This window comes from Anaerocaecibacter muris (assembly GCF_943192945.1).
Taxonomy (GTDB): domain Bacteria; phylum Bacillota; class Clostridia; order Christensenellales; family Pumilibacteraceae; genus Anaerocaecibacter; species Anaerocaecibacter muris.
On the sequence record NZ_CALPCE010000001.1, the window covers coordinates 280298 to 304908 of the forward strand.

The window sequence follows — 24611 nt, forward strand, 5'->3', positions numbered from 1 at the left end:
ATAAATCGAGGTTGATATGAACGCTATCAAAAAAGCAATCATACCGTGCGGTGGACTGGGGACTCGTTTCCTCCCCGCGACAAAAGCCGTGCCGAAAGAAATTTTGCCCGTTATAGATACTCCCGTGCTTGCGTATATAGTGGAAGAGCTTGCGGCAAGCGGCGTCGAACAAGTAATGATTATTTTGGGCACGGGCAAGGAAGCGATACGCGATTACTTTACCGATAGCCCGCGGCTGGAAGCGGCGCTCGAAAATAAGCCGGAGCTGTTGGAAAAAATACGGAGTATCGGCAAGGACGTCGAAATACGGTTCGGCATGCAGGAAAACCCGCGTGGTAGCGGCGACGCTGTTATGCGCGCGCGTGACTTTACGGGCGCGGAGCCGTTCGTTATGTGCAACGGCGACGACTTGATTGTTGCGGACATTCCCGCGTCAAAACAGTTGATTGATGCTTATGAAAAAGATCCCGCGCTGGTTTTGGGCGTGCAAAAGGTAGCGAGAGGCGAAACCGATAAGTACGGCATAATTAATCCGATTGCAATATCGGGCAGGTTTGTACGATGCGACGATATAATAGAAAAGCCCAAAAACAATCCGCCGTCGCTGTACGCCGCGCTCGGCAGGTATGTGCTTACTCCGGAAATTTACGAATATATCGAAAAACTGCCGCAAACGAACGGCGAAGTGGGTTTGACCGACGCTATCTGTGCAATGATCAAGAACGGGCGCGGCTATGCGTATGAGTTTGACGGCACAAGGTACGATATGGGCGACAAGTTCGGCGCATTGACTGCAACCGTGGACTTCGCATTAAAGCGCATGGAGTTCAAGGATAAATTCAAAGACTATCTTAAATCGGTGCTACGCAATGAAAATTAACGCGCTGTGCACGGCCGATATCAGACAAGCGAAAAAGTTTTGCGATAAGTTAGTTGGCGTGAGCGCCGACGTACAGCAGTGCGACGGCGTTACGTTAATACAGGAATACGACAAAACGCAAACGCGCGGCGATATATATTTGCCGACAATGACGGACGAAGACTTGCTCGAAAACGCGTGCGACTACATTGTAACGACAGGCGCGCGCGCAATAGTGCGCGCCGCTTACGACTTGAACGAAACGGGAATAATCGAAGCCAAGTATAAACTGTCGCCCGTGATGTTGCTTCACCGATTAGGTGTTTTGGATAAATGCACTGTTGCGGGCGGGGTGTGCCTCGATAACGACGATTTGGATTTGATGGCGCAAGAGAATGTGCCGCTGATAATCCTGCCGACAGCCGACGCCGGATACGGTCACGGTTTTGCGCCCGTGTGCGCGGCGTTAAAGTGCGGCGTGCGCGTCGGAGTGGGTACGTTCGACGGAAAATATAACAGGGCGTGTGATATAAATTACGAAACGGATTTTTTAAAACTTACGGCTAACGCCGAAATGAGCACGGAAAACGCATTGTCCGACGCGGATATAAAACGAATACTTGCGTTTGAATAGCGTGAAAAATAACGGTCATAAAGTCGGGTAAGCCTTGCCCGCAATTAAAAATTTTCAAAACTGAAAATTTATCGAATATAACGATAAAAATGAGTTGACAAACCGAACAATATTTAGTACAATAACAAGGCTTGCGAGGGTGGCGGAATTGGCAGACGCGCACGTTTGAGGGGCGTGTGGGCAACCGTACGGGTTCAAGTCCCGTCCTTCGCACCAAAGCGGCGCTTATGCGCCTAATAGAATAGATAAGAGATAAAAGATAAGAATTAAGGAAGTTGTGTAATGCTCTGCATGCCGCTTTGTACTATTATCTTTTATCTCTTATTTTTTATCTATTAACTTAATAGAGGTAGCTATGGCACAAGATAATATATTGCAAGAAAAATCACTGTTGTTTGCTGCGAGGATAGTTAAACTACATAAGTATCTGTGTAAAGAAAAACACGAAACGGTAATATCAAAACAGATTATTCGCAGCGGCACAAGTATCGGTGCAAACATAAATGAAGCAACATACGGAGCGAGCAAGGCAGATTTTATTGCAAAGTTACATATTGCATTGAAGGAAACAGCCGAAACAGAGTATTGGTTGAGGTTGATTACGCTATCGGAGTACTTAAATGCATCAGAAAGCAAATCGCTTATTGATGATTGCTTGGAGATAAAACGTATTCTAATATCGACACTGAAAACTTCTAAAGCGCAATAAAAATTATTGCTAATGTAAAACATTGTTCGGCAAATCTATCGTGTTTGTCGATTTTTTATTGCCGTCAATTATTAAGCGATGGTCGGCAGTATAAGTTATGAACGGCTAATTCGCTTAAAACCGATTGTGTAAAGCGTTTTTGCGTCGGGGTTTGCGGAGGCGACAATATGCCTCACATACGGCATATTGTGTGACTTATTTGCGTGTAATTGCGAATATATTGTAAATTTACTATGAGAAATCCCATGTAAAAAGGTATATATGTTTGACAAATGTCAGTTAAAAGTCTATAATATAAGTCGGTATCGGTATTGGCTTATGACAACGGTGTCAGCCAACGCCGATATTTGCATATAAAAAATCCGCCTTTTGAACGTGCGAAATCCTATTTTTATCGTTCAAACCGCTGTCGATTGGATTATGCGCGTAGGCAAGTGACACCGTAAAGACAAGAGGTTATTATGAATAAAATCCGCAAATTCTTGTATTTGGTTTTCATGGCAATGGCTATTGCCGCAATAGCCGTATTCGCTTCGGCATGCGGTGATAAGGAAAAAGCGCCTGCGACCAAGTACACGCTTAAATTTATGAACGGTACCGCCGTTTACGATACGGTTACCGCCACTGCGGGCAGTACTGTCGAGTACAAGCCCGATCCTTCGCGGGCGAACCTCGTGTTTGACGGTTGGAGCCTTTCCGAAAACGGCGAGGTCGTGGAACTGCCCGAAAAAATGCCTGCCGAGGACAGAACGTATTACGCGGTGTTTTCCGCTCGCTACAAAGTAAGACTTAATGCGGGCGAGTGCGGCACGATTCCCGCCGAGAGCGCGGAATTGACTGTTAAGTCGGGCGTTAAGCTGTACGACATTGTTGCGGGCATCACTCCGACGGTAAGCGGCGACGCGACGTTCGGAGCGTGGTTCTATAACGGCGTCGAGTTGACGGCGCAGTCAGCTACGCTCATGCCCACCGTTGATATAACTCTCGAAGCAAAATATACTGTTAATTACGAGCTTAACGAATATAAGCAATTAAAGTACGGCGAAAACACTTACAGCGACGTTAATAAAGTATCGGGTACGGGATATGTCGGCGATTACGTTGTAATATCCAATCATACCGGTTACGAATATTACGAAACCGAAGAAAACGACGGCGACAAAGCCGTTACCGTTCCGCTCTCCGCGAGCAAGTCGGCTAACACTTACAACATCTATTATAATCTTCGCGCATACAACGTTATATTCAATGCGAATATGCCCAAAGACGTAACGGTAAGCGGCACAATGGATAACGCATTATGGGGCTACAACGAGCAGAACGTCGTCCCTCAATGTCTGTATTCGGCTACGGGCTACCGCTTTATCGGTTGGTCGGACCGGTCGGAGGGTAAAGCCAAATATTTCGAGGGCGACAAACTGTCGGTCACTCGCGCGACCGTGCTTTACGCTATTTGGAGCAAAGGCTATACCGACGCAATCGGACAGTCGTCCGACTATATATTCGTTGTGGAAAACGCCGAGGGCAATAACGAAGTTTATCTTCGCCGTTCGTACATAAAAGATATTAAAGGCGAATTCAACGCTGTTAACAATACGTTCGTATTTAAGAACGATAGCAATCAGGTTATACTTCGCGGTATCGTTTATCCCGAAACCGAAACGTATACGTATCTCGATACTCAATCGCAAACTACATACGTCTTGAACGAGCGCAAAGGCGTTATCGGCGCGGACGGTTACGTGACCGTTTCCGATACTGTCAACCGCGACGTTACCTTGGTCGTAAAAGAAAACGGCGATTTGGTTTATAACGACGGCACTGCCGCGCACAACGGAACGCTGTCGTTCGATCAAGAATCCGAATCCATGGTGTTTGACGGCGGGGAAGATTGTACGTTCGTTTTCCGTTTGGCTACGCGCACCGTCAACGACGAGCTTGTGCCCGTGTTTGAAAGGCGCGACGAAACAATGTACGGCGTGCGCTACGGTCTTAATCAGAACGGCACGCTCGACGCGACGACCTATATCGATTTCGACGGGTACGGCGGCGTTGTGATGTACGTTATCGGTTATAAATCGCTTGTTCGTTCCAAAGATACTCTTGTTGTTTCTTCCGCCGGCGGATATTATGCGAAATTGACCGACGGCGGTCGCGCGGACATTTGCGTATCGCTGTTTAAAAACGATTATGTGCGCACGACTTATCTTGCTCTTATCGACAGCGATAAGAATTTGGGCGACAAGGATAATCCCGTGTACAAAGTTTTTGCCGAGCGCCTTCTCGACAAAACCGTGTACGCCAAGCCCGAAACGGAAGTCGGCGAAAACTTCCAGTGGGCTGATTATATTCAGAATGCGGACACCGCGCGTATTACGCTCGACGGGTTCGGCATGTTCGACAACAGCGCAGTCTATACTTATAAAGACGGCGCGGGCGCGCAAAAGACAATTTCCGGCAAGTACGTAATCGATACGGGCGTAAACGAACTCGTTTTGATCACTGCGGAAAAGAACTATTTATTCATATTGTCTTACGTAACGACGGACGCGGAAAGCAAGACGGTTGAAATACTGTTTACCATTGCGGACGAAATGACTTATACGTCGCGCCCCATAATCGGGCTTGACGCGCAGAATTTGAACCTTATGTACAGGTTCCGTCTTATCGACGGCGAAAATGCGGAGTTTGCGTTCGCGTTGCCTATCGCCGATCAGTTCTTCGGCGTTTACGAATACAGCCTGCAACTTCAAACGGCGTTCGGCGGCAAATACGTCGAGGTCGGCAAGGACGAGGATAGCAAAAAGGTTTACGAGTTTACTGCGGGCGCGGGGCTTACGGACGACCTTATTCAGTATATTTTCGCAAACTACTATTACGCAATGCAAAAAGGACTGGACATCAGCGTTTTCCGTCAGTTCAAGTTTATCAGCACTACGGGTTATTTGAGCGACGGTAGCACGCTCGATTGCTTTGCAACGAAAGGCATTTACGACGGCTATAAAGGCGTTACGCTTAAATACGACGGCGTGACTTACACGCTCGACGGTTACGGCATTGCCGTTTCGCCCGACACGTCCGTTGCCAATAAGGCTTATAGCATATCGAGCAACTTTGGCATTGCGACGATACTTGCTTTGGAAGTTTCGCCGAAAGTGGGCACCACCGCCGCCGTTATTAAAGAGTATATGCAAATTACCGAAAACGGCGTAAAAACTTTTAAGTTGATGAACGCACATTATAACACGGTAAACGGAAAATACATGTTCCGCGTAGTTATGCTCGAAGACGGTTTTGCTGCAGTCGGTTCTTACAATTCGTCGGCGAGAAAATTTGAGTTTTATTCGTTCGGCACGCTGTCCGAAACGGACGGACTTTATACATATACCGAAACGGAGTCCAACACCGTGAACGGTATTCCTCTGTTGAGCGTATACGGCGATTTTTCGTTCCGCATCACGCAGGAGCAGGGCACGAGCGTCGGGTATATCTATATACAGGATAAACTGCAAGAAACGTTGGATGTGCCGAACGTCGGTACGCTCACGATAGACAAAGACAAAGTAAAGGCTACTTTCACCGACAAAGACGGCAAAAAGTATTCGGGGACTTATAGATTATTCGAGGATATTCTCGAAATCGTTTACACCGTACCCGCGGAAGGCGAAACGGCAGCGAAATCGATGGTTAAGTCCTTAAAACTTATTTACGACGGCGGCGCTATAACTTCGTTTAAAGAGATAGGCAACGAAGCGGGCACGTGGTGGAACTATGAACAGACAACCGACAAGATCGTTCTTTCGGGCGATTACGACGGCGAAATGGAAATAGACTCATACGACAAAGACGGTAATCCCATTAAGAAAACCGTCAAAACGGCAAAAGCCGTCTGGACGTATCATAGCGAGGATCAGCCCGTAACTGTAAACGGCAAGTATTACAGAACGGATAACGCAATGAATATCGAATACTGCTTTGTGTACAATAACGGCACAGCCGACGTAGAAAAACCGTTCACTACGGCGTACACGGTTATCAATAAACCGTTGTTTAAGTTCAGAAGCGAAAACGTCGCGTTTTTGTCGGCAATATACGGCAGTGTTTCCGACGAAAAGCCCATAGCCCAGCTTATTTCCGACGGATACTTTACATCGCAATTAGTGTTGGGCGCAAATCAAGCGTTGCCGGGCGTGGTGACAATTCACGAGGAAGAGGGAATTGTTGCGTTCGCCGTCAACAGCAGTACGGTATTCTATTTCGGGTTCTTCCCCACATCGCAGACAAGCGGGAAGTGGGTGTTACTCGACGAAACGATAACCGATCCCAATCTCGGCACGTTTAAATGCGTAGAGGGCAACGAACTCGAAATCGACGGCGTCAAAGTTACGCACGTGCGTTTTACGGGTTACGGTGTTGCGTGGATGTATACGGGCGTTGCGGAGAGCGACCCGCAGGGCGTGTTCTATTCGACGGTCGGCAATACGTACTTCCTGTATAACTTCGACGAGAACGATAAGATAGTAATCATTTCAGCTATCAGTTTGCGCATACGCAATAACGGCGAAAATGCGGACGACTATATCATACTTTTCGCCGATAAAGATTTGTACGATTTGAGCATACAAGGCAATATGTTTGTCATGAACAATTCGTTTACTAACAGTGACAATCATGTTCTGGTGTTTGACGGGTACAGCAGCGCTGTTTACATCGACGGCAAGGGCGTGCGCCGCAGTGCGGTATACGCAAAGGTCGAAAACCCGCTTGCTGGCGACGACTCTATAATTGTTCAAGTTATATATGTAGGCGATAACGGTTACGAAATGATAGTAGTCGCTATAAAAGACGGCGAGTTTAAAGTGCTCACGGAGGAAGACCCGCGCTATCCCCGGCCTTCGGAGGACGAACCCCAAGCGCAATCAAGTTTGCCGCTTGCCGCATAAAACGGGCGCGCACATATAAATTTGCCTTACGCAAGGTCAATAAACTTGACAAAGCGACGGAAATCTTGATAAAATATATCAGTTATTTTCCTAATTTGTCGAAATTGCTTGTTCCGTCGATATTTCGGTAAACGGGCAATCACGTTCGAGAGGATATATTCAATGACTAAAACAGCTCGAAAATCACTAATCAATAAATTCATAGTTTCGCTTATTATAGCGTTGTTATGCGTGGTGTTGGCTTTACAGCTTATTTCAGCACCCGTATTTAACATTGCGCCCAACCGCAACGGCGTTGCCAATGCGGACGGCATGGGCGACGTAAGCGTCACTTACGGAAAGTCGGATAACGGGCTTGTCGAAAACGAGTATATTCGTAGCGATTCGTCTGTCGCGCCCTCTACAGTCGGCGGCGTTACGCCCGCTCCCAACGAAAAAATAACCGTAATCGTGTCGCTCAAAGGCACGTCTATGATGAAGTTTGCTTCCGATAACGGTATTTCCGTTGCGGCGGCGCTCAATACGAAAGAGGGATTGCGTAACTACGCCGAGCTCGAAGATATACGTCAAAAAGCATACGGCGGCGTTTCGCAATACATAGAAGAATACGGTTACGAATACAGCACTGTTCTTAACGCTTTTTCGGCGACCGTGCGTTACGGCGATATCGATTCGATTAAAGCCAATAAGTATGTAGAAGAAGTCATTATTTCCAATAAGTACCTCGCGCCCCAAACCGTTACGGAAAACTATGTCGATGTTTACGAAACGGGTATATTCAATTCGTCGGGCATAGGGTACGACGGAACGGGCACTGTCGTCGCGGTTCTCGATACCGGTACCGACTATACGCACGAAGTGTTTGACATGGAACTCAATCCCAACACTTTGGCATTGACAAAAGACGATATTGCCGCCGTTGTTCCGTATCTTACCGCTACCAAGCAGTCCGCGCAGCAGAGCGAAAACGTAAACGAAGATAATCTTTACTTAAAGAGCAAGTTGCCGTTTGCATACGACTATGCGGACAGCGACGCCAACGTATATCCCAAGGAAGCTCACGGCACGCACGTCGCGGGCATTATCGCAGGCAAGTCGGACGAAATTACGGGCGTTGCGACGGGCGCGCAGATTGCTACGTTTAAGGTATTTTCGGATTTCAGAAACGGCGCTGAAACCGAATGGATTTTGGCGGGCTTGGAAGACGCCGTTATACTCGGTGTGGACGCTATCAACATGTCGCTCGGCACGTCGTGCGGTTTTTCGCGCGAAGTGGACGAGGAAGCTATAAACAAGGTTTACGACGCTATCAACGAAGCGGGCATTTGCCTTGTCGTTGCGGCGAGTAACGACGCTTCGTCGGCGCAGTCCAGCACGTGGGGAAATACCAACCTTGCGAGCAATCCCGATTCGGGCACCGTCGGGTCCCCCGGATCTTATACAGCCTCGCTGTCCGTCGGTTCGGTCAGCGGCGTTAAAACCAAATATTTCACAGTTGACGGCAGAGAGATTTACTTTGCCGAGTCGCGGCTTGTAGGTAAAACGGACGCAAACGATTTTGTCGGGGAGTTGCTTGGCGATAAAGAATCGGGTGAATACGAATACGTCGTTATTCCCGGCGTAGGTTTGTCCGCCGACTATATGGGCTTGGACGTCAACGGCAAAATAGCGGTTGTCAAGCGCGGAACGACCAATTTTGAAGAAAAAGTTAAAATTGCGCAAAACTTGGGCGCGGTCGGCGTTATAGTTTATAACAACGTTTCCGGTACAATCAGCATGTCTGTCGGCACCAAGCCGCTTATTCCGAGTTGCTTTGTAACAATGGACTTGGCGGAACCGATTGTGGCAAGCGGATCTGGCACGCTCAAAGTGTCCAAAGAATTTCTTGCCGGTCCGTTCATGTCCGACTTTTCGAGCTGGGGCGCGTTGCCCGATCTTACGCTCGCTCCCGACATAACGGCGCACGGCGGCGAAATTTATTCGTCAATCCCCGGCGGCGACAAGTACGACAAAATGAGCGGCACGTCCATGGCGGCGCCTAACCTTGCGGGCGCGCTTATTCTCGTGCGTCAATACGTAAAAGAAAAATACGGCGAGAACGCAAGCACTACGTCTATTCGCGACGAGTCTTACAGCCGCATGATGAGCACGGCTACCATTGTCAAAAACGAAGAGGGCAACCCTTATTCGCCGCGCAAGCAGGGCGCGGGCATTGCCGACATTGCGCACTCAATAAACACAAAGGCTTATCTTACGGTGGACGGATCGAATAAACCCAAACTTTCTTTGGGCGACGATCCCCAACGCACGGGCGAATATACGTTGCAGTTCAACATAGTCAATACGTCCGAGAGCGCGTTGAGCTATAACCTCGATCAGTTTGTAATGACGGAAAGCATGTCGAGCGACGGCAGAACGGTCGCCGAAAAAGCGTACATGTTTAACGACACCGTCAATACTTACGCATTGCGACAGGTCAAGGGTAAGGCGTTTATAAACGACAAAACGATTACCGTCGGCGGCTATGGCGAAGCGGCGATAACAGTAAAGATCCAACTCTCGCAAAAGAACAAAGATTATCTTAATTCCAACTTCAAAAACGGCATGTTTGTCGAGGGCTATGTAAGACTTGTCAGTAACAACCTCGACGGAATAGACCTTAATATCCCGTACATGGGATTTTACGGCAACTGGGCGGACGCGCCTATGCTCGACGTTACCGCATATCAGGTAGGCGAATCGGAAGCTGACGACTCGATTCTTCCCGAAGAAAAATTGCGCCCCGACGTGTACGGCACTTTGCCTTATTCCGGTTTCGCTTCTTCGAGCGGCGTTGACGGCATGGGCTATTGGGGCATGGGTAAATTCACGTTTATTCCCGCAAGCGGATATGCCGAGCCTGCCGCGCAAGAGAAGTACGCGGCGCTTACTACCAATACCGACGGCGACTATTTGTTCTATATGGTCAGCGCGGGCTTGCTCCGCGGCGCAAAGCGCGTAGATATGGAAATACGCAACAGCGCGACGGGCGAGCTTATTTGGTCGGGCGTCGATTACAATGCGCGTAAAAGCCATTCTTCGGGCGGCGAGCAATCGGGCGGCTATGTGGAAGTCGATCTCGATATAAGCAAACTCAACCTTCCCAACAACTCCAAGTACACTTTTACAATGAAGTGTTATCTTGACTGGAAAGACGGCGACGGCAACAATACTTACGGAAACAATAACGAGTTTTCGTTTGAATTTACCGTCGATAACGAAGCTCCGTCCGTTTCGGACGTTGCGGTTAGAGAGGAGCAAACTCAAAACTCCAAGCGTCATATACTCGAATTGACGTTGTTTGATAACCATTACATACAGGGTTATGCTGTTTATACGTATTCGGGTAAGGACAGCGACGGCATGCTTACAGGCGTAACAAGTCTTGCCGACGGCATGATCCCCGCAGATTCGGAATTTAATACTAACACCAAGTTCGAGCTCAACGTTTCGCAGTATTGGAGCACAATTCAAGCTAACGGCGGTAAAATGTACGTAACGGTTTACGACTATGCCAAAAACCAAGCGTCTTACGAAGTCGTTGCAAAGCAGGAATCGGACTTGCGCATAGAAAAAACGCGCAATGCAAAAGATTCGTATGTGCTTGTGCCCAACGGACAGATCGACATGTCCGATAATATCATTGTTAAGGCTAACACCTTTGACGACGTTGACGAGGAAGACAAATCTTATGTCGAAGGGTATTGGTCGGAAGATCTTATTTGGGAAAGTTCCGATCCGTCGGCTGTCGAGGTAGACAGACACAGCGGACTTGTTACCGCGCTTAAAAATTGCTCGGGCGTAATCATAACCGTGCGCACGAACAATGTAGACGCATTTGACGAAAACGATAAACTGCACTGCTTGAAGTTCGAGTTTTCGGTAAGCGGCACGCCGACTACCGTCAATATTTCGGGCGTGGATATGTACGAGGTCAAGCAATCGCCCGACGGCGGCGACGGCGTTAAGTATCTTACGGACGGGCTTGCGCTCGAACGCGGCGAGAGTGCGACGCTATCCGCCGAAATCAAGCCTTACAATTTCAAAGGCGATTTCGAGTTGGAGTGGACGAGCACGAGTTCCAATGTAAAAATTACAAACGTATCGCAAGATGGCTTGTCCGTTGATATATTTGCGGTGCAAAGCGGTTCCGCGACAATACGCGCTACCGTAAAGGGCAGTCGTATATCCGGTTATGTTTCGGTGCGCGTAAAAGAAGAGTTCACCATACATAACAACGTTTATTTGAAATCGTATACCGGTCGCGGCGGCGATTACGTAAACGAGCGCGGCGAAACCGAGCACAACGTTGTAGAAATCCCCGGAGATAAGGGTATTGTTTATATTTACCCGAACGCTTTTGCGGGCAACGAGTATATCAAAAAAGTAATTATACCGGAAGGCGTTACAACCATAATGCGCGGCGCATTTGCAAGCTGTCCGTCGTTGGAAGAGGTTGTATTGCCGTCTACCGTCGAAACGATCGAGGAATTGGCGTTCTTCCAAGGCGTAGATAAATCGGGTAAATACACGGGCAATCTCAAAAAGATAAACCTCGGCAATGTAAAAACAATAGGCGAACGCGCGTTCTTGGGCGGCATGATGGAAGAAATCGATCTGTCCGAATGTACGTATATTGACGCGCTCGGCTTTGCGTATTGCAACAAACTCAAAAAGTTCGACCTTTCGCGCGTCGGTACCGTCAGCGGCGGGGCGTTCTTGGGGTGCGGCGCGCTCGAAAGCGTTAATATTCCCGAAAATACGACGCTCGGCAGCAGAACGGCTAATTTCGGCGAACTCGGTGTGTTTGAGGGTTGCTCGGCGCTCAAAACGGTTACTATTCGTTCCAAGACGGTAGGCAACCGTGCGTTCTTGCAGTGCACCGCGCTTAAAAGCGTAACGTTTATGAACGACGTCGATGTAATCGGTATAAACGCGTTTGCGGCTTGTACGGGCTTGACCCAAGTCACATTTAACGGTTCCGTTTACAAGATTGACTCCGCGGCGTTTTATAAATGCAGCGGTCTTACAAGCATTACGTTGCCCGCAGGTCTAACCATACTCGGCGCATACGTATTCTCCGACTGCGCAAACTTGAAAACAATCAAAATTTCGTCCGGCGCGCTTTTGACCGACGTAAATATGAGCGCTCTGTTTAACGACAACTTGCAAGCTCCTATACAGTCTTTTGTCGTAGAAAACGGCAATAAATATTTGTCGTCAGAAGACGGTGTGTTGTTCGATCGCGGCAAAAAACGCCTTGTTGCGTACCCGTTCGGCAAAATGAGCACGTCGTATAAAATTCCCGACGGCGTCAAGACAATAAGCACCGGCGCGTTCTCAAACGTGTTAAATCTTGAAACAATCGATTTAAACCAAGTCGAATTTATCGAGTCTTATGCTTTTGCCTATGCGCGTTCTTATACTTATACAAACGGCAGCGTAGCGTTGCTCGGAATAACGAATTACCAAAACGTTAAGCATATCGGTACGGGCGCGTTTTTGAGCGCAAACATAACCGAATTGCCCATTTCCGAAAATACCTCTTATATCGGCGACGGCGCGTTCCAAGGCTGTGTCAAGCTGTCCGCGGATATTGACAGCTTAACGATTGGCGAAAACGTTAAATATATAGGCGATTTCGCTTTTGCGGGATACGAACTTAAAGCCGGCGGAATTGTGTCTTTACCGTTAAAAACAGTATCGTTTGAAAACAGTTCGCTCGAATATGTCGGCGCAGGCGCGTTCGCATACAATACCAATATTTCGTCCGTCAATTTAGGCAAGCTCAAAGCGGTGAGCGAGGGCATGTTTATGAAATGCACGGGCTTGTCACGCATAAAAATCCCCGACACTGTTACGAGTATCGGTGCGTCGGCGTTCGGAGCAAGCGGTATTGCAAGCGTTACGTTCACCGATAAATCCGCGCTTACATATATCGGCGACAGTGCGTTCCTCGAAACGCGGATTATGACTTTTAACGTACCGAGCGGCGTTAAAGCAATCGGCGACAATGCGTTCAGAGGCTCGCAGTTGATTAATATAAATCTTAACAATGTGGAAAGCGTAGGCGAGTATGCTTTTGCCCAAACCCCGTTGGTGTCGGTGTCGTCCGACAAGTTGACCAAAATCGGCGAAGGCGCGTTCAACGGCTGTGCGCGGTTGACGGAAGTATCGTTGGCTAACGCAACCGATATTGGCGCGGCGGCGTTCTCCACTTGCTATAATCTCGCCACCGTATCTTTGCCCAAAGTCAAAACGATAGGCAACGACGCGTTTGTCGGCTGTTCCGCGTTAGAAAAACTTACGCTTGCAAATGTCGAAGAAGTAGGCGACAGAGCGTTTGAAAACGCGAGCAAACTTAAAACGCTCGAACTCGACAGCGTAAAGAAAATAGGAAAACGCATCATTGCGGGCACGGCTGTTTCGACGCTCAACTTGCCCGTATCGCTCCAAAAGGTAGCCGAGGGCGCGTTTGTCGGCGCGTCAAACCTCGAACGCATTTCCGTAAACGCGGCAAACAAGTCGTTCGTAACCGACGAGCACGGCGTGTTATACAGCGTAAACGACAAAGGTTTTTACACTTTGTTGAGTTATCCTGCGGGCAAGACCGATAAAGAATATACCGTTCTCGACAGAACGATTAAGCTCGGCGCGCGTTCGTTTAACGGTAACAAGAGTTTGACGAAATTAACGTTGCCCGTGCATTTGCAGGTGATCGGTATTTCCGCTATGAGCGGCATGAGCAGTCTTAATCAAATTGTACTCAATGCGGTTGACGCTCCCACGCTCGAAAGCGAAGTTTATACGTACTACAAGACGAACGGAAGCGGGAAGCCGGAACTCGACGAAAACGGCGAACCCATTATCGATCGTATTGAAAACGTGTACGACAACTTCCCGTTTGCAATAAACGGCGAGGCGGGCGCGGGCTTCTCTATCGTAACGCCCAAAAATCACAGCGGTTACGACAATCGCGTATGGAAGATGTACGTCGGCAAGTATATCCGTCACTCCGACAAGGTTCACGCGTCGATAGCGACTTTGGACTATATCGAGCAAATAAAAGCGCTGCCCGAAAATCCGTCGGCGGAGTATGCCGCGGAAATAACGGTGCTTGTGCGTATTTACAACATGCTTACCGCCGAACAGAAGAAGTTTGTAACGGGCGACTACAAGACCAACGACAACTCGATCGACGTCGATTATTACACCGCGTTGTTGGGCGGAAAGAATTACCGCGAGGAACTTCTTAAAAAACAGAGCAACATGCAAAAGGCTTCGGCACGCGCGCTGATTTCCGCGGTTGCGGGCAATACGTCTGTGCGCGCCGATAGCGGCTTTGCCGTTGCGCCTTGGATAATAGTCGGCACTGTTGTGTCGGTGGTTGCTACCGTGATTGCGTTCGCCGCAATAGCTAATAAAAAGAGGAGCGGCAAATAATGAAAATCGGAAAGATAAAAACAGGAATAATTTGCGGCTTGACGGCTGTGTCCGCGACGGTGGCGTTGTGCGCGTGCGGCGATAAAAATACCGCTAAAAAATATACGGTATCGTTCGATACTCGCGGCGGCACAAATGTTTCTTCGTATTCGCTGGAAGCGGGCGCGACGGTGCGCCGTCCTTCGGGCACGCCTACAAAAGAAATGTTTGTGTTCGACGATTGGTATACCGACACTTCGTATACGCAAAAGTTTGAGTTTAATTCGCGCATGCCCGCTTACGACATTACCGTATATGCGGGGTGGATTGGCGAAGCGAGCGTTATGGTTACATACGACGCAAACGGCGGCAAATATGCCGACGGCGCTAATACCATGGACGGCATAGGCGTTGTGGGCGAAGCGTTTGCCGCGCCGACGACCGTGCCGACGCGTAACGGCTATGTATTCGGCGGGTGGTTCACGGATCGCGCATGCACTGTTCCTTACACGTTTTCGTCCTATCCCGTGGACGCTTTGACGCTGTATGCGGGCTGGAATACCGACGCGGCTTATGCTTACTATTCGTATTACGGCAACGGCAGACTTATAGACAAAGTGCCTGTCAAAAAAGGCGAAACTGCGGAAGCCCTTGAATTTTTGGACGACGAGCTTGTGTTCGACGGCTGGTACAGCGACGAGAACTTGACAAGAAAATACACTTTCGGAAGTGCGGCTGCCGATGTTAATCTGTATGCGGCATATTATACCGACGGACTGACCGTGAATAACGGCAAAGTAGTAGGTTACAGCGGCACGGTGGGCGACGTAATTGTCCCGCACATTTATAACGGCGTAAAAGTAACCGAAATAGGCGATTATGCGTTTTACCGTTCGAGCGAAACCACGGCGATCACTTCCGTAACTTTGCCTGATACCGTAAACAAAATAGGCAAGGGCGCGTTTTATGACTGCCAGTACTTGACGGACGTTAATCTTAATTCAAATATCACGGTTATAAGCGACGAAGCGTTTTACAACAATATGCGGTTAAAAAACTTCGGCGACATTTCCAAAGTAACCAAAATCGGAGAAGCTGCGTTTATCGGTTGCAAAGCGATAGTCGAATTGACTTTGCCGAGCGCTCTCACATCGATCGGCGAGTACGCTTTTGCGGATTGCACTACGCTCCAAGAATTGACCGTGCCTGCGGGCGTTAGGGTAATTTCCGACTATATGTTCAGCGGTTGCACGTCGCTCAAAAAGGTAGATATTCAGTCGCCCGTATTGAGTACTATTTATACAGACGCGTTTGAAAGGTGCTCGGCGTTAAAAGAAGTATATATCAGATGCACTCAATTCAGATCTACGCTGTTCGAGGATGCGGAAACCTCAATGGAAAGTCCGTTTGCATACATTGCAAACGTTACGGTTTACGTTCCGTCGTCTTTGCTCGATTTATATAAAAACGAATACGGCGTGCTCGATAACGGCACTTTGGCGGAAAAATTTGCGGTGATAGGATAAACAATGAACAAAAACATCAGCACAATACGCAGAAAGATAACTCTGCCGATAATATTACTTATCCTTGCCGCTCTTTGCCTGTTCGGTTGCGTCGCATGCGCGCACGAATTTCTTACGGAAGAGGACGTCAAAAAGGATTTTCCGATTGCCGTAATATTCGACTACAACGGCGGAAACGTCGAGGGCGAGGCGACAACCAAAATTCGCGTCAAAGAAAACAGCTATGTGCCCGAACCCGGGAACGAGCAGTTGAGCAATCTTGCCGCGCCGACGCGTGCAAAGTACACGTTAAAAGGCTTTTTCTTGGCTAAAACCGACGAGGACGGCAAACCTATTCGCGGCGAGGACGGCAAACCCGTTTTAGACAGAGAGTGGGATTTCAAGACAGACAAGCCCGACGCGGATATAACGCTTTTCGCCGATTGGTGGGATAACTACGAAATGATCTTGCATTACGGCGACAACCTCACCAAAAGCATAGATATTCCGCGTAATCCCGACGGAACGCCTACCGCAGTAACTGCGGCGGACGCGCGAGTGCTCAATTACACGTTTATAGAGTATTACAAAGACACTCAAAAGAAAGAGCCGATAACATTCCCGCATACGTTCGAGTTTGAACAAGGCAAACTCAAAGTCGATATTTACAGCGATTCGCTCGAAGGCACGTTCAGAATAATCCGCAGGGCGAGCGATTTAACGGGCTTTTCGTTCCTTAACACGACAAATATCTGTTTGCTTGCGGACATTGATATGAATGAAATTTACGACGCGGGCAAAAAATTCTCGCTCCCCGCGACGTATAGCGGACAGTTCTTGGGCAGAAACCACACTATTTCCAATTTAGTCGTTACAGCAAAGGCGTCAGGTCCGCGCGACAGCAACTTCGGACTTTTCAACATAATAGACAGCGGCGCTAATATTTCCGACGTAACGTTTGAAAACGTAACGCTAAATTACGACCTGTCCAACTTGCTTGTATCCGATTATTATGTAGGGTTGCTTGCGGGCAGAGTTCGCGACGAAGCCACAGTTAAAAACGTGCATGTATCGGGTACTCTCAATTACAGTGTTGTAGCGGGTTACGACGGCAGTAAACTTAACGTACATGATATGTGCGGTATAGTTATCGACGGCGCTGAAATGACGGATGTGACAGTTGACGTTACTGCTATAAACGGCGCGGCGGTTGCTTACACCGAGAACAGAGATTATGCCGTTTATGTCAAGTATACAAAGACCGCCGCCGGCACGGTTGCTGGCGATGTGTACGGACTTGCGTCGCGCAACAGCGAAACGTCCAAGCATACCGTCATAAAAGCAAAAGAGGACGGTATCGTAAAAGTAAGCGACGGACAGTGGACGTTTACCGACGAAAGCGGAAAAGTTTACAATATAACGGTTTCGGTATCCGGTAGCAATATCACTTCGACCGTTTCCGCGGCATAAGATTTCGACAAAGTAAATAAAACATAAAATTAACGTAATTGTTTCTGAAAGGAGGCTATAATGAAGAATAAAAGACTATTGAAAACAGTGGCAAAGACCATGTGCGCCCTTACTGTTTGTACGGGCGTTGTAACGCCGCTTATGGGTTGTAAAAAAGACGGTATTTCCAACGAAACCACGCCGTTGGTTCTTGCGACCGATGTTTTGGACGGCGTGTTCAATCCGTTTTTCTATACTTCGGGCACGGACGGCGAAATAGTAGGTCAAACGCAAATAGGCATGCTCACGAGCGACGAGGACGGACAACCGGACGCGGGCTGGGACGAAGCGTGCGTGGCGTTTGACTATTCTGTAGTCACGACAGGCAATAAAGACTTGGTGCAGGGAAACGATTACAGCAATTATTACACCGATTATTACTTTGCCATTAAAGACAACGTCAAGTTCAGCGACGGCGTATTGCTTACAATGAACGACGTTTTGTTTAACGTGTATATGTATCTCGACCCCGCCTATACGGGTTCGAGCACTATGTATTCGGTTGCCATCAAAGGCATCAACAAATACAGAACACAGACCGATAGCGAGGGCGATCAAAATGCGTCGGACAGCTACTTTAATTCGTTGACGGACACGCGTATCAACAGTATTATCGCATGGGCGACCAACGACGAAGAGGGCGATTGGGGCGCGTGGAGCAATTACGAGGACACAAAATATCCAAATACAATGGAAAAAGATATTTTGCAAATTCATAGTTTGTTTAAAGAAGAGCTTGAGAGCGATTGGCGCAATTCCGAATCCATCGATGCGGAAAAAGAGTACGTCAAATATAAAGATCAAAGCGGCAAATTGCTTATAACGACGCACGAGGACGTGTTCCTTTACCAGTACGGCATTTTGGTTATGGTGCCGCACTACGGCGATGACGGTAAAATCGCGTATTACGAAAAGCAAAACAACTATCCGTTTACCGATTACAGTCAAGATAAAGTTATCAATTACGTTTACGCGCGTATGTTTGACAGCTATGAAAATGCGTCTAAAACATACAAGCAGAATTTGTTAAGCGCGATTACTCAATATGCTACCGCTTCCACTTTCCGCAGCTATGTTCGTGCGGACGTTATTCAACGCGAACTTGCCGGCAGTCAGCAGTTCAAAAACTGCGAAGGCGTTATGCCCGAAAAACTTACGGAGATACCTACCGCAGTGGATGCGGAAGGCAATGTTACCGCGACGCGCGAATTAAAGGACGCGGAAGGCAACAACCGCACGTTTGATGTTTTGCATATAAGAATAGACGGCGTTGACCCCAAAGCGATTCAAAACTTTTCGTTTACCGTCGCTCCCGGGCATTATTACGGCAAAGATTGGGATAATGTCGACGGCGTAAATTATTTCGGCGTTAAGTTTGCAAATTACGACTTTATGAACGAAGTGCGCGCAAATCAAGTGCCGCTCGGCGCGGGACCGTATCGTGCAAGCGCGGAAAACGGCAAAGCCAATCCCGCAAAATCCGAATTCTACAAGGATAAAGCGGTATTTTTGGAACGCAACGATTATTTCTTGCTCGGCAAACCGAAAATCAAGAAATTGCGTTACAAAGTAGTTTATAACAACATGTTGTACAACGTCGTTAAGACGGGCGAGGTGCACTATGCGTCGCCGTCGCTTACCGCAAACATGATTGCTTCCCAGCTCGAAGGTTCGGATAAGAGCATAGTACAGTATGCTATGGCGGATAACCTCGGTTACGGCTATATCGGAATAAGTGCTCAATACATTAACAATATTTATATCCGTCGCGCTATTATGTCCACGCTCGACGCGCAGGAATGTGTCGATTATTACGGCGGCGGTAAATACGCTTCGCGCATAGCAAGACCTATGTCGAGAACGCTTAAAGATTATTATCCGACCGATGTAACCGATTTGAGCCGTATCGAATGTATTGACGGATCTATTTTGGATTATGAATATGATTCGCAAGCGGAGCCGGCGGATCGCGGCGCAAAAGCGTTGGCATTTGCTCTCGAGGCCGGCGCGGAACCGCGCAACGGCTTGCTGTATTTGGACAATAAACCGCTCAAATACACGTTTACGATAGCGGGCGACAGCGACGATCACCCTGCAAACGCGTTGCTTTTGAAGTCTGCGGATATACTTAACGATATAGGCTTCCAAATCACGGTAACGCACGACTCGCAGGCTCTTGCAAAGCTCGCCAACGGTCAGCTTACCGTATGGGCGGCGGCGTGGAGTTCTTCGTCCGATCCCGATATGTATCAGGTTTATCACAAAAACTCCTCGGCAACCAGCACCAAGGCGTGGGGCTATTCGTACCTTACGAGTTCGCTGTGCGACGATTATCAGCGCGGTATTCTCGATACTCTTTCCAATTACATCATGGAGGGTCGCGAAACGACAGATAAAAACGAACGTAAAGCTACTTATAATAAAGCGCTCAATGCGTTGATGGAGCTTGCCGTGGAATTCCCGACCTACCAGAGAAAAGTCTTTTACGTATGGCAAAAAGGGTTGCTTGACGAATCCACTATGTTTGCGGAAAAGGAAGGCAAAACTTACCGTTCGCCGTTGTCGGAAATTTGGAACGTAAGTTTTATCGAGGGTTAATCACAAAGGTTAAATAAATGGTTAAGTATATTCTAAAAAGGGTATTGTACTCGATACTCATACTGTTTGCCGTATCGTTGTTGCTGTACTTGCTCATGCGTTTGTTGCCCAGCAACTACATAGACGAAAAGTTCAGAGCACAGCTTGCCGACGGTACGATCAAACAAGAGGAAGTAGACCGCATTAAGGCGCTGTACGGGCTTTTGGATAATTCGTTCGGCGGAATAATGGCGGGCTACTGGGGCTGGCTTACCGCCGCGCTTTCGGGCGATCTCGGTACGTCGTTCTTGTACGGCGTGCCGGTTGGCGAAGCCATCGCCGACCACATGTGGGTTTCCTTTTCCGTAGCTATCATAGCGTATATATTGCAGTTTGTAATAGCTATTCCGCTCGGAATAAAGGCGGCGACAAGGCAGTACGGAGCGGTTGACTACGCCACGTCTGTATTCGCCATGGTCGGTATTTCGTTGCCGTCGTTCTTCCTTGCGATATTACTTATACGCGTGTTTGCGGTAGGTTTGGGCTGGTTCCCGTCGCAGGGCTTGTACGAATTGACGGGCGGCGACGTGAGCGGCGGCGAGCGACTTTTGGATATGCTTTACCACATGGTTTTGCCTATGATTACGATAGTTATAGGCTCCATCGGCGGACTTATGCGGCATACCCGCACAAATACGTTGGAAGTGCTTAATCAGGACTATATTCGTACCGCGCGCGCGAAAGGTCTTTCGGAAAACAAAGTCGTATACAAACATGTATTCCGCAACACAATGGTTCCTATCGTAACAATGACTGCCGGCATTATTCCCAGTCTGTTCGGCGGTATGATGATTTTGGAACAGGTTTTCGCGCTCGACGGAATAGGCAGTTATGCTTACGCCGCATTGAAGTCGGGCGATATTCCGTTCGTCATGGGCTACAATATGTTTATTGCCATACTCACGGTAATAGGCACGCTACTTTCGGATATAACCTATATGCTGGTTGATCCGCGCATTAAGATATCGAAATAGGCGGATTAAACAAATGGCAAAGAAAATTCAAAAAATTACGGAGGAGCGCAACGTTCCCGACGACATTGTCGAAAACGCCGCTACTCCCGACGTGATGCCTGACGCAAATACGGTAAACGGCGATAATACAGTTGCACCCGATTTGAACGTCACCGAAAACCCGTCCGCATCCGTATCGGATTCGACGGTGGCGGAAGCGGTTTTGGAGCAGGAAACAACTGCCGTTGCAAATTCGGTCGCGCTTGACAGCGATCCGATAAACAGACCGATTGAAGGCGAGCAAAAAAAAGCAGAAGAAGCGTTAGCGGATAGAGTGCGCGTTGTATCGCCCATGAAACTCGTTGTAAAACGTTTTTTCAGATCCAAACTGTCCGTTATAGGTTTGGCGGTATTTTTGGCAGTACTATTGTTTTCGTTCCTCGGACCTGTTTTTGTACCGTGGGGCGAGAGCGAGGTGGACAGATCGCCCGCTCAACGTATTCAGTACAACAACATATCCTATACGGCGAACGATCCGAACGACCCTACAAACGAAGATAAAAAATATACATATTACGTTATAGACTTCAACCAACCGCAGGAGTTGAACGCGCATGCGCCTGCGGGCACATACGGAATAAGAAAAGACGGCACGCGTGCGTTGCATGTTCTCGGAACGGACAGAAGCGGGTACGATATATTAGTTCGGCTTATGTACGGCGGACGGTTGTCGCTTTTGTTGAGCTTTTTGGTCGTATTGATTTATACCGTGCTCGGAATTATATTGGGCGGACTCGCAGGATACTTCGGCGGGTGGGTAGACATGATTATAATGCGTATAGTCGATATACTCAACTGTATACCGTCTTTGCCCATACTGCTGATTATCGGCGCGATATTCGACGGATTTATGTACACGACGGGCATTGACGAATCGTTCCGAATTTATTTCATGATGGGCGTGCTTACGTTGTTGAGCTGGCCGGGGACGGCGCGACTTGTTCGCGGTCAAATTCTGTTCTTGCGCGAACAGGAATATATGGTCGCCGCCGACGCGCTCGGTTTCAGTTCGGGCAGAAAAATATTCAAGCACCTTATTCCAAATGTCATGCCGCAGTTGATTGTGTCCATGACGCTCGGACTGGGCGGAACAATCTTGACCGAGGCGTCGTTGAGCTTTTTGGGCTTGGGTGTTCCGAACACGCTCGCTTCGCTCGGACAAATGGTCAGCCTTGCGACGCAACACACCGAAATTATGGAATTCTATATTTTGGACTGGTTGCCCGCGGGCTTGATAATAATAATGGCGGTTGTTGCGTTCAACTTTATCGGCGACGGATTGCGCGACGCGCTCGACCCGAAGATGAAGAGGTAGGTGTCGCATGGCAGAAAAAAAACCTATAATCGCGCGTGTAAAGGCTTGGTACAGACACTTCACGCATAAAGACGATCCGCATTATATTTCGGGCAAGGAAGCGCGCAGAATATCGCGCGAAAATCGCAAGACGACGCGCATGTACGAAAAGAAAAAATTGCGCAAAGCGAGCGAAAGCGAATACGTTACCCAAATGCGCGACCCGTCTAATATTTTGGAAATAGACAATCTTTGCACGTATTTCTTTACCGATGCGGGCGTGTCCAAGGCAGTAGACGGCGTGTCGTTCGATATTCCAAAAAGTTCGGTCGTCGGCGTTGTCGGCGAGAGCGGTTGCGGAAAATCTGTAACGTCGCTGTCCGTCATGCAACTTGTTCAAGCTCCGCAGGGACAGATAGTCAACGGGTCTATTCGGTTTAACACGCAGGACTATAAGTCCGACGAAAACGGCAAGCCTATTCCCGTTTGGGAGTATGAGGAAGTAAACGGCGAGCGCGTTATCAAGACCGAACCCGTGCTCGATAAAAAGGGCAATCCCGTACTTGATAAAGACGGCAAACCCGTAATGAAAAACGTTCAGGCGTTGGACGGCAACGGTTTTCCCGCGTTCGAGCTCGAAGATAAAGTTTTCGACATTACAAAAATGCCTACAAATGCGATGCGGCGTATTCGCGGCAAGGAAATCGCAATGATCTTCCAAGAGCCGATGACCAGCCTTAATCCGCTGTTCACGATAGGCAATCAGTTGGACGAAGTCGTTTTGCTCCACACCCCTGGGGCGGATAAAGCGCTTGCAAAAAAGCGCACGCTCGAAATGTTGGGGCTTGTCGGCATAGCTATGCCCGACATTGTTTACAAAAGCTATCCGCACGAGTTGTCGGGCGGTATGCGTCAGCGCGTTATGATTGCCATGGCGCTCGCTTGCAATCCCAAATTGATAGTAGCGGACGAGCCGACCACCGCGCTCGACGTGACAATACAAGCCCAAGTTTTGGACTTGCTCAAAGAAATCAAAGACAAAATCAACGGGTCTATCATGCTTATTACGCACGATTTGGGCGTTATTGCGGGCATGGCGGATTACGTTGTCGTTATGTATGCGGGACGCGTAATAGAAAAAGGCACTGTCGAGGACATTTTCGATATGCCGTTGCACCCTTATACGATAGGACTTCAAAAAAGCAAGCCCGTTATCAACAAGGATACGGATTGGCTGTACAGCATAAAAGGTCAGGTGCCTAATCCGATTGATATGCCCAAATACTGCTATTTTAAAGACCGTTGCGAGGAGTGTAAAGAGTGCTGTGAAGGCGAGTATCCGCCGCTTGTTCAAGTAACGCCCACGCACAGCGTGTCGTGCTATTTGGCTAAAGAAAAAATGGCGGAAATTGAGTCGAAGAAAAAAGCCGAAGCGGAGCGCGCGGCAAGCAGTCAAACTGTTGAGGAAGTCGCCGAACCGATTGCCGAAGAACCTGCGCCGCAAAGCGAACCCGTCGCGGAGCAAGCCGAAAAATCGGTGAAGGCCAAAAAATCGAAATCGACGGCAACAGCAAAGTCAAAATCGGCAAAATCCGATACGACCGCAACAGACGCGTCAAACGCGAAAAAGAAGACGGCGACAAAAAAGCCCGCGACTAAAAAAGATATAAACGGAGGCGCGGCTAAAACGGCTTCCGTTGCAAAAAAGACGGGCACTGCGGCAAGTAAATCTACATCGGCAAAGAAACCCGCGGCAAAAAAATCGACGGCAAAACCGAGCGCAAAGGAGAATAAATAATGTCAGAAGAATTATATACTCCCGAAACGGCGGAGAATACAGTCGATACGCCTGAAAACGGCGATAATGCAGTTGTTTCGGAAACGCCCGACGCACAAGATAACGGCAATATTATTCTCGAAGTAAGGAATTTAAAAAAGTATTTTCTCACTAAAAAAGAGTGGAAAATAGTAAAGCAATTAGTGCCGGACGTCGGCGAAACTTCTGAAAATACGAATAGCGACGAAACGTCGCGAGCCGATGCGACAG

11 protein-coding genes and 1 tRNA gene are annotated in these 24611 nt (G+C 48.3%); all 12 read left to right on the plus strand.

The window, feature by feature from the left end:
• The first annotated feature begins 16 nt into the window (after positions 1 to 16).
• On the plus strand, positions 17 to 880 hold the full coding sequence (locus NFR57_RS01075; RefSeq protein ID WP_251181986.1) for a UTP--glucose-1-phosphate uridylyltransferase: 864 nt from the start codon (positions 17 to 19) through the stop codon (positions 878 to 880).
• Positions 870 to 1493, plus strand: a complete 624-nt coding sequence (locus tag NFR57_RS01080) for an amidohydrolase family protein (protein WP_251181987.1) — start codon at positions 870 to 872, stop codon at positions 1491 to 1493. Before NFR57_RS01075 ends, NFR57_RS01080 begins: the two co-directional genes overlap by 11 nt.
• Before the next feature lie 133 nt (positions 1494 to 1626).
• A tRNA-Leu gene (locus NFR57_RS01085) sits at positions 1627 to 1709 on the plus strand.
• 139 nt (positions 1710 to 1848) lie between these two features.
• Positions 1849 to 2202: a four helix bundle protein gene (locus NFR57_RS01090; protein WP_251181988.1), complete on the plus strand. Its 354-nt coding sequence runs from the start codon at positions 1849 to 1851 to the stop codon at positions 2200 to 2202.
• A gap of 461 nt (positions 2203 to 2663) precedes the next feature.
• A complete protein-coding gene (locus NFR57_RS01095) occupies positions 2664 to 7145 on the plus strand; it encodes an InlB B-repeat-containing protein (protein ID WP_251181989.1) in 4482 nt (1493 codons plus the stop codon).
• Between the two features lie 162 nt (positions 7146 to 7307).
• The gene (locus NFR57_RS01100) at positions 7308 to 14627 is read left to right on the plus strand and encodes a leucine-rich repeat protein (protein WP_251181990.1); all 7320 of its coding nucleotides are present in this window, start codon (positions 7308 to 7310) and stop codon (positions 14625 to 14627) included.
• The gene (locus tag NFR57_RS01105) at positions 14627 to 16132 is read left to right on the plus strand and encodes a leucine-rich repeat protein (RefSeq protein ID WP_251181991.1); all 1506 of its coding nucleotides are present in this window, start codon (positions 14627 to 14629) and stop codon (positions 16130 to 16132) included. The genes NFR57_RS01100 and NFR57_RS01105 overlap by 1 nt, the downstream gene beginning before the upstream one ends.
• Positions 16133 to 16135: 3 nt before the next feature.
• Positions 16136 to 17581 (plus strand): M26 family metallopeptidase, encoded by a 1446-nt coding sequence (locus tag NFR57_RS01110; protein ID WP_251181992.1) that lies wholly within the window; start codon positions 16136 to 16138, stop codon positions 17579 to 17581.
• 60 nt (positions 17582 to 17641) lie between these two features.
• Positions 17642 to 20218 (plus strand): ABC transporter substrate-binding protein, encoded by a 2577-nt coding sequence (locus tag NFR57_RS01115; RefSeq protein WP_251181993.1) that lies wholly within the window; start codon positions 17642 to 17644, stop codon positions 20216 to 20218.
• Between the two features lie 17 nt (positions 20219 to 20235).
• A complete protein-coding gene (locus NFR57_RS01120; protein WP_251181994.1) occupies positions 20236 to 21231 on the plus strand; it encodes an ABC transporter permease in 996 nt (331 codons plus the stop codon).
• 13 nt (positions 21232 to 21244) lie between these two features.
• Complete coding sequence (locus NFR57_RS01125; RefSeq protein WP_251181995.1) at positions 21245 to 22585, plus strand: ABC transporter permease; 1341 nt, start codon at positions 21245 to 21247, stop codon at positions 22583 to 22585.
• Positions 22586 to 22592: 7 nt separating this feature from the next.
• On the plus strand, positions 22593 to 24362 hold the full coding sequence (locus tag NFR57_RS08805) for an ABC transporter ATP-binding protein (RefSeq protein ID WP_420840759.1): 1770 nt from the start codon (positions 22593 to 22595) through the stop codon (positions 24360 to 24362).
• Positions 24363 to 24611 lie beyond the last annotated feature (249 nt).

Bases quoted from the DNA above. Each gene is read 5' to 3' on its own strand.
- NFR57_RS08805 (WP_420840759.1), top strand. From the start codon at position 22,593: ATGGCAGAAAAAAAACCTATAATCGCGCGTGTAAAGGCTTGGTACAGA.
- NFR57_RS01090 (WP_251181988.1), top strand. From the start codon at position 1,849: ATGGCACAAGATAATATATTGCAAGAAAAATCACTGTTGTTTGCTGCG.
- NFR57_RS01115 (WP_251181993.1), top strand. From the start codon at position 17,642: ATGAAGAATAAAAGACTATTGAAAACAGTGGCAAAGACCATGTGCGCC.
- NFR57_RS01120 (WP_251181994.1), top strand. From the start codon at position 20,236: ATGGTTAAGTATATTCTAAAAAGGGTATTGTACTCGATACTCATACTG.
- NFR57_RS01100 (WP_251181990.1), top strand. From the start codon at position 7,308: ATGACTAAAACAGCTCGAAAATCACTAATCAATAAATTCATAGTTTCG.
- NFR57_RS01095 (WP_251181989.1), top strand. From the start codon at position 2,664: ATGAATAAAATCCGCAAATTCTTGTATTTGGTTTTCATGGCAATGGCT.
- NFR57_RS01075 (WP_251181986.1), top strand. From the start codon at position 17: ATGAACGCTATCAAAAAAGCAATCATACCGTGCGGTGGACTGGGGACT.
- NFR57_RS01080 (WP_251181987.1), top strand. From the start codon at position 870: ATGAAAATTAACGCGCTGTGCACGGCCGATATCAGACAAGCGAAAAAG.
- NFR57_RS01105 (WP_251181991.1), top strand. From the start codon at position 14,627: ATGAAAATCGGAAAGATAAAAACAGGAATAATTTGCGGCTTGACGGCT.
- NFR57_RS01110 (WP_251181992.1), top strand. From the start codon at position 16,136: ATGAACAAAAACATCAGCACAATACGCAGAAAGATAACTCTGCCGATA.
- NFR57_RS01125 (WP_251181995.1), top strand. From the start codon at position 21,245: ATGGCAAAGAAAATTCAAAAAATTACGGAGGAGCGCAACGTTCCCGAC.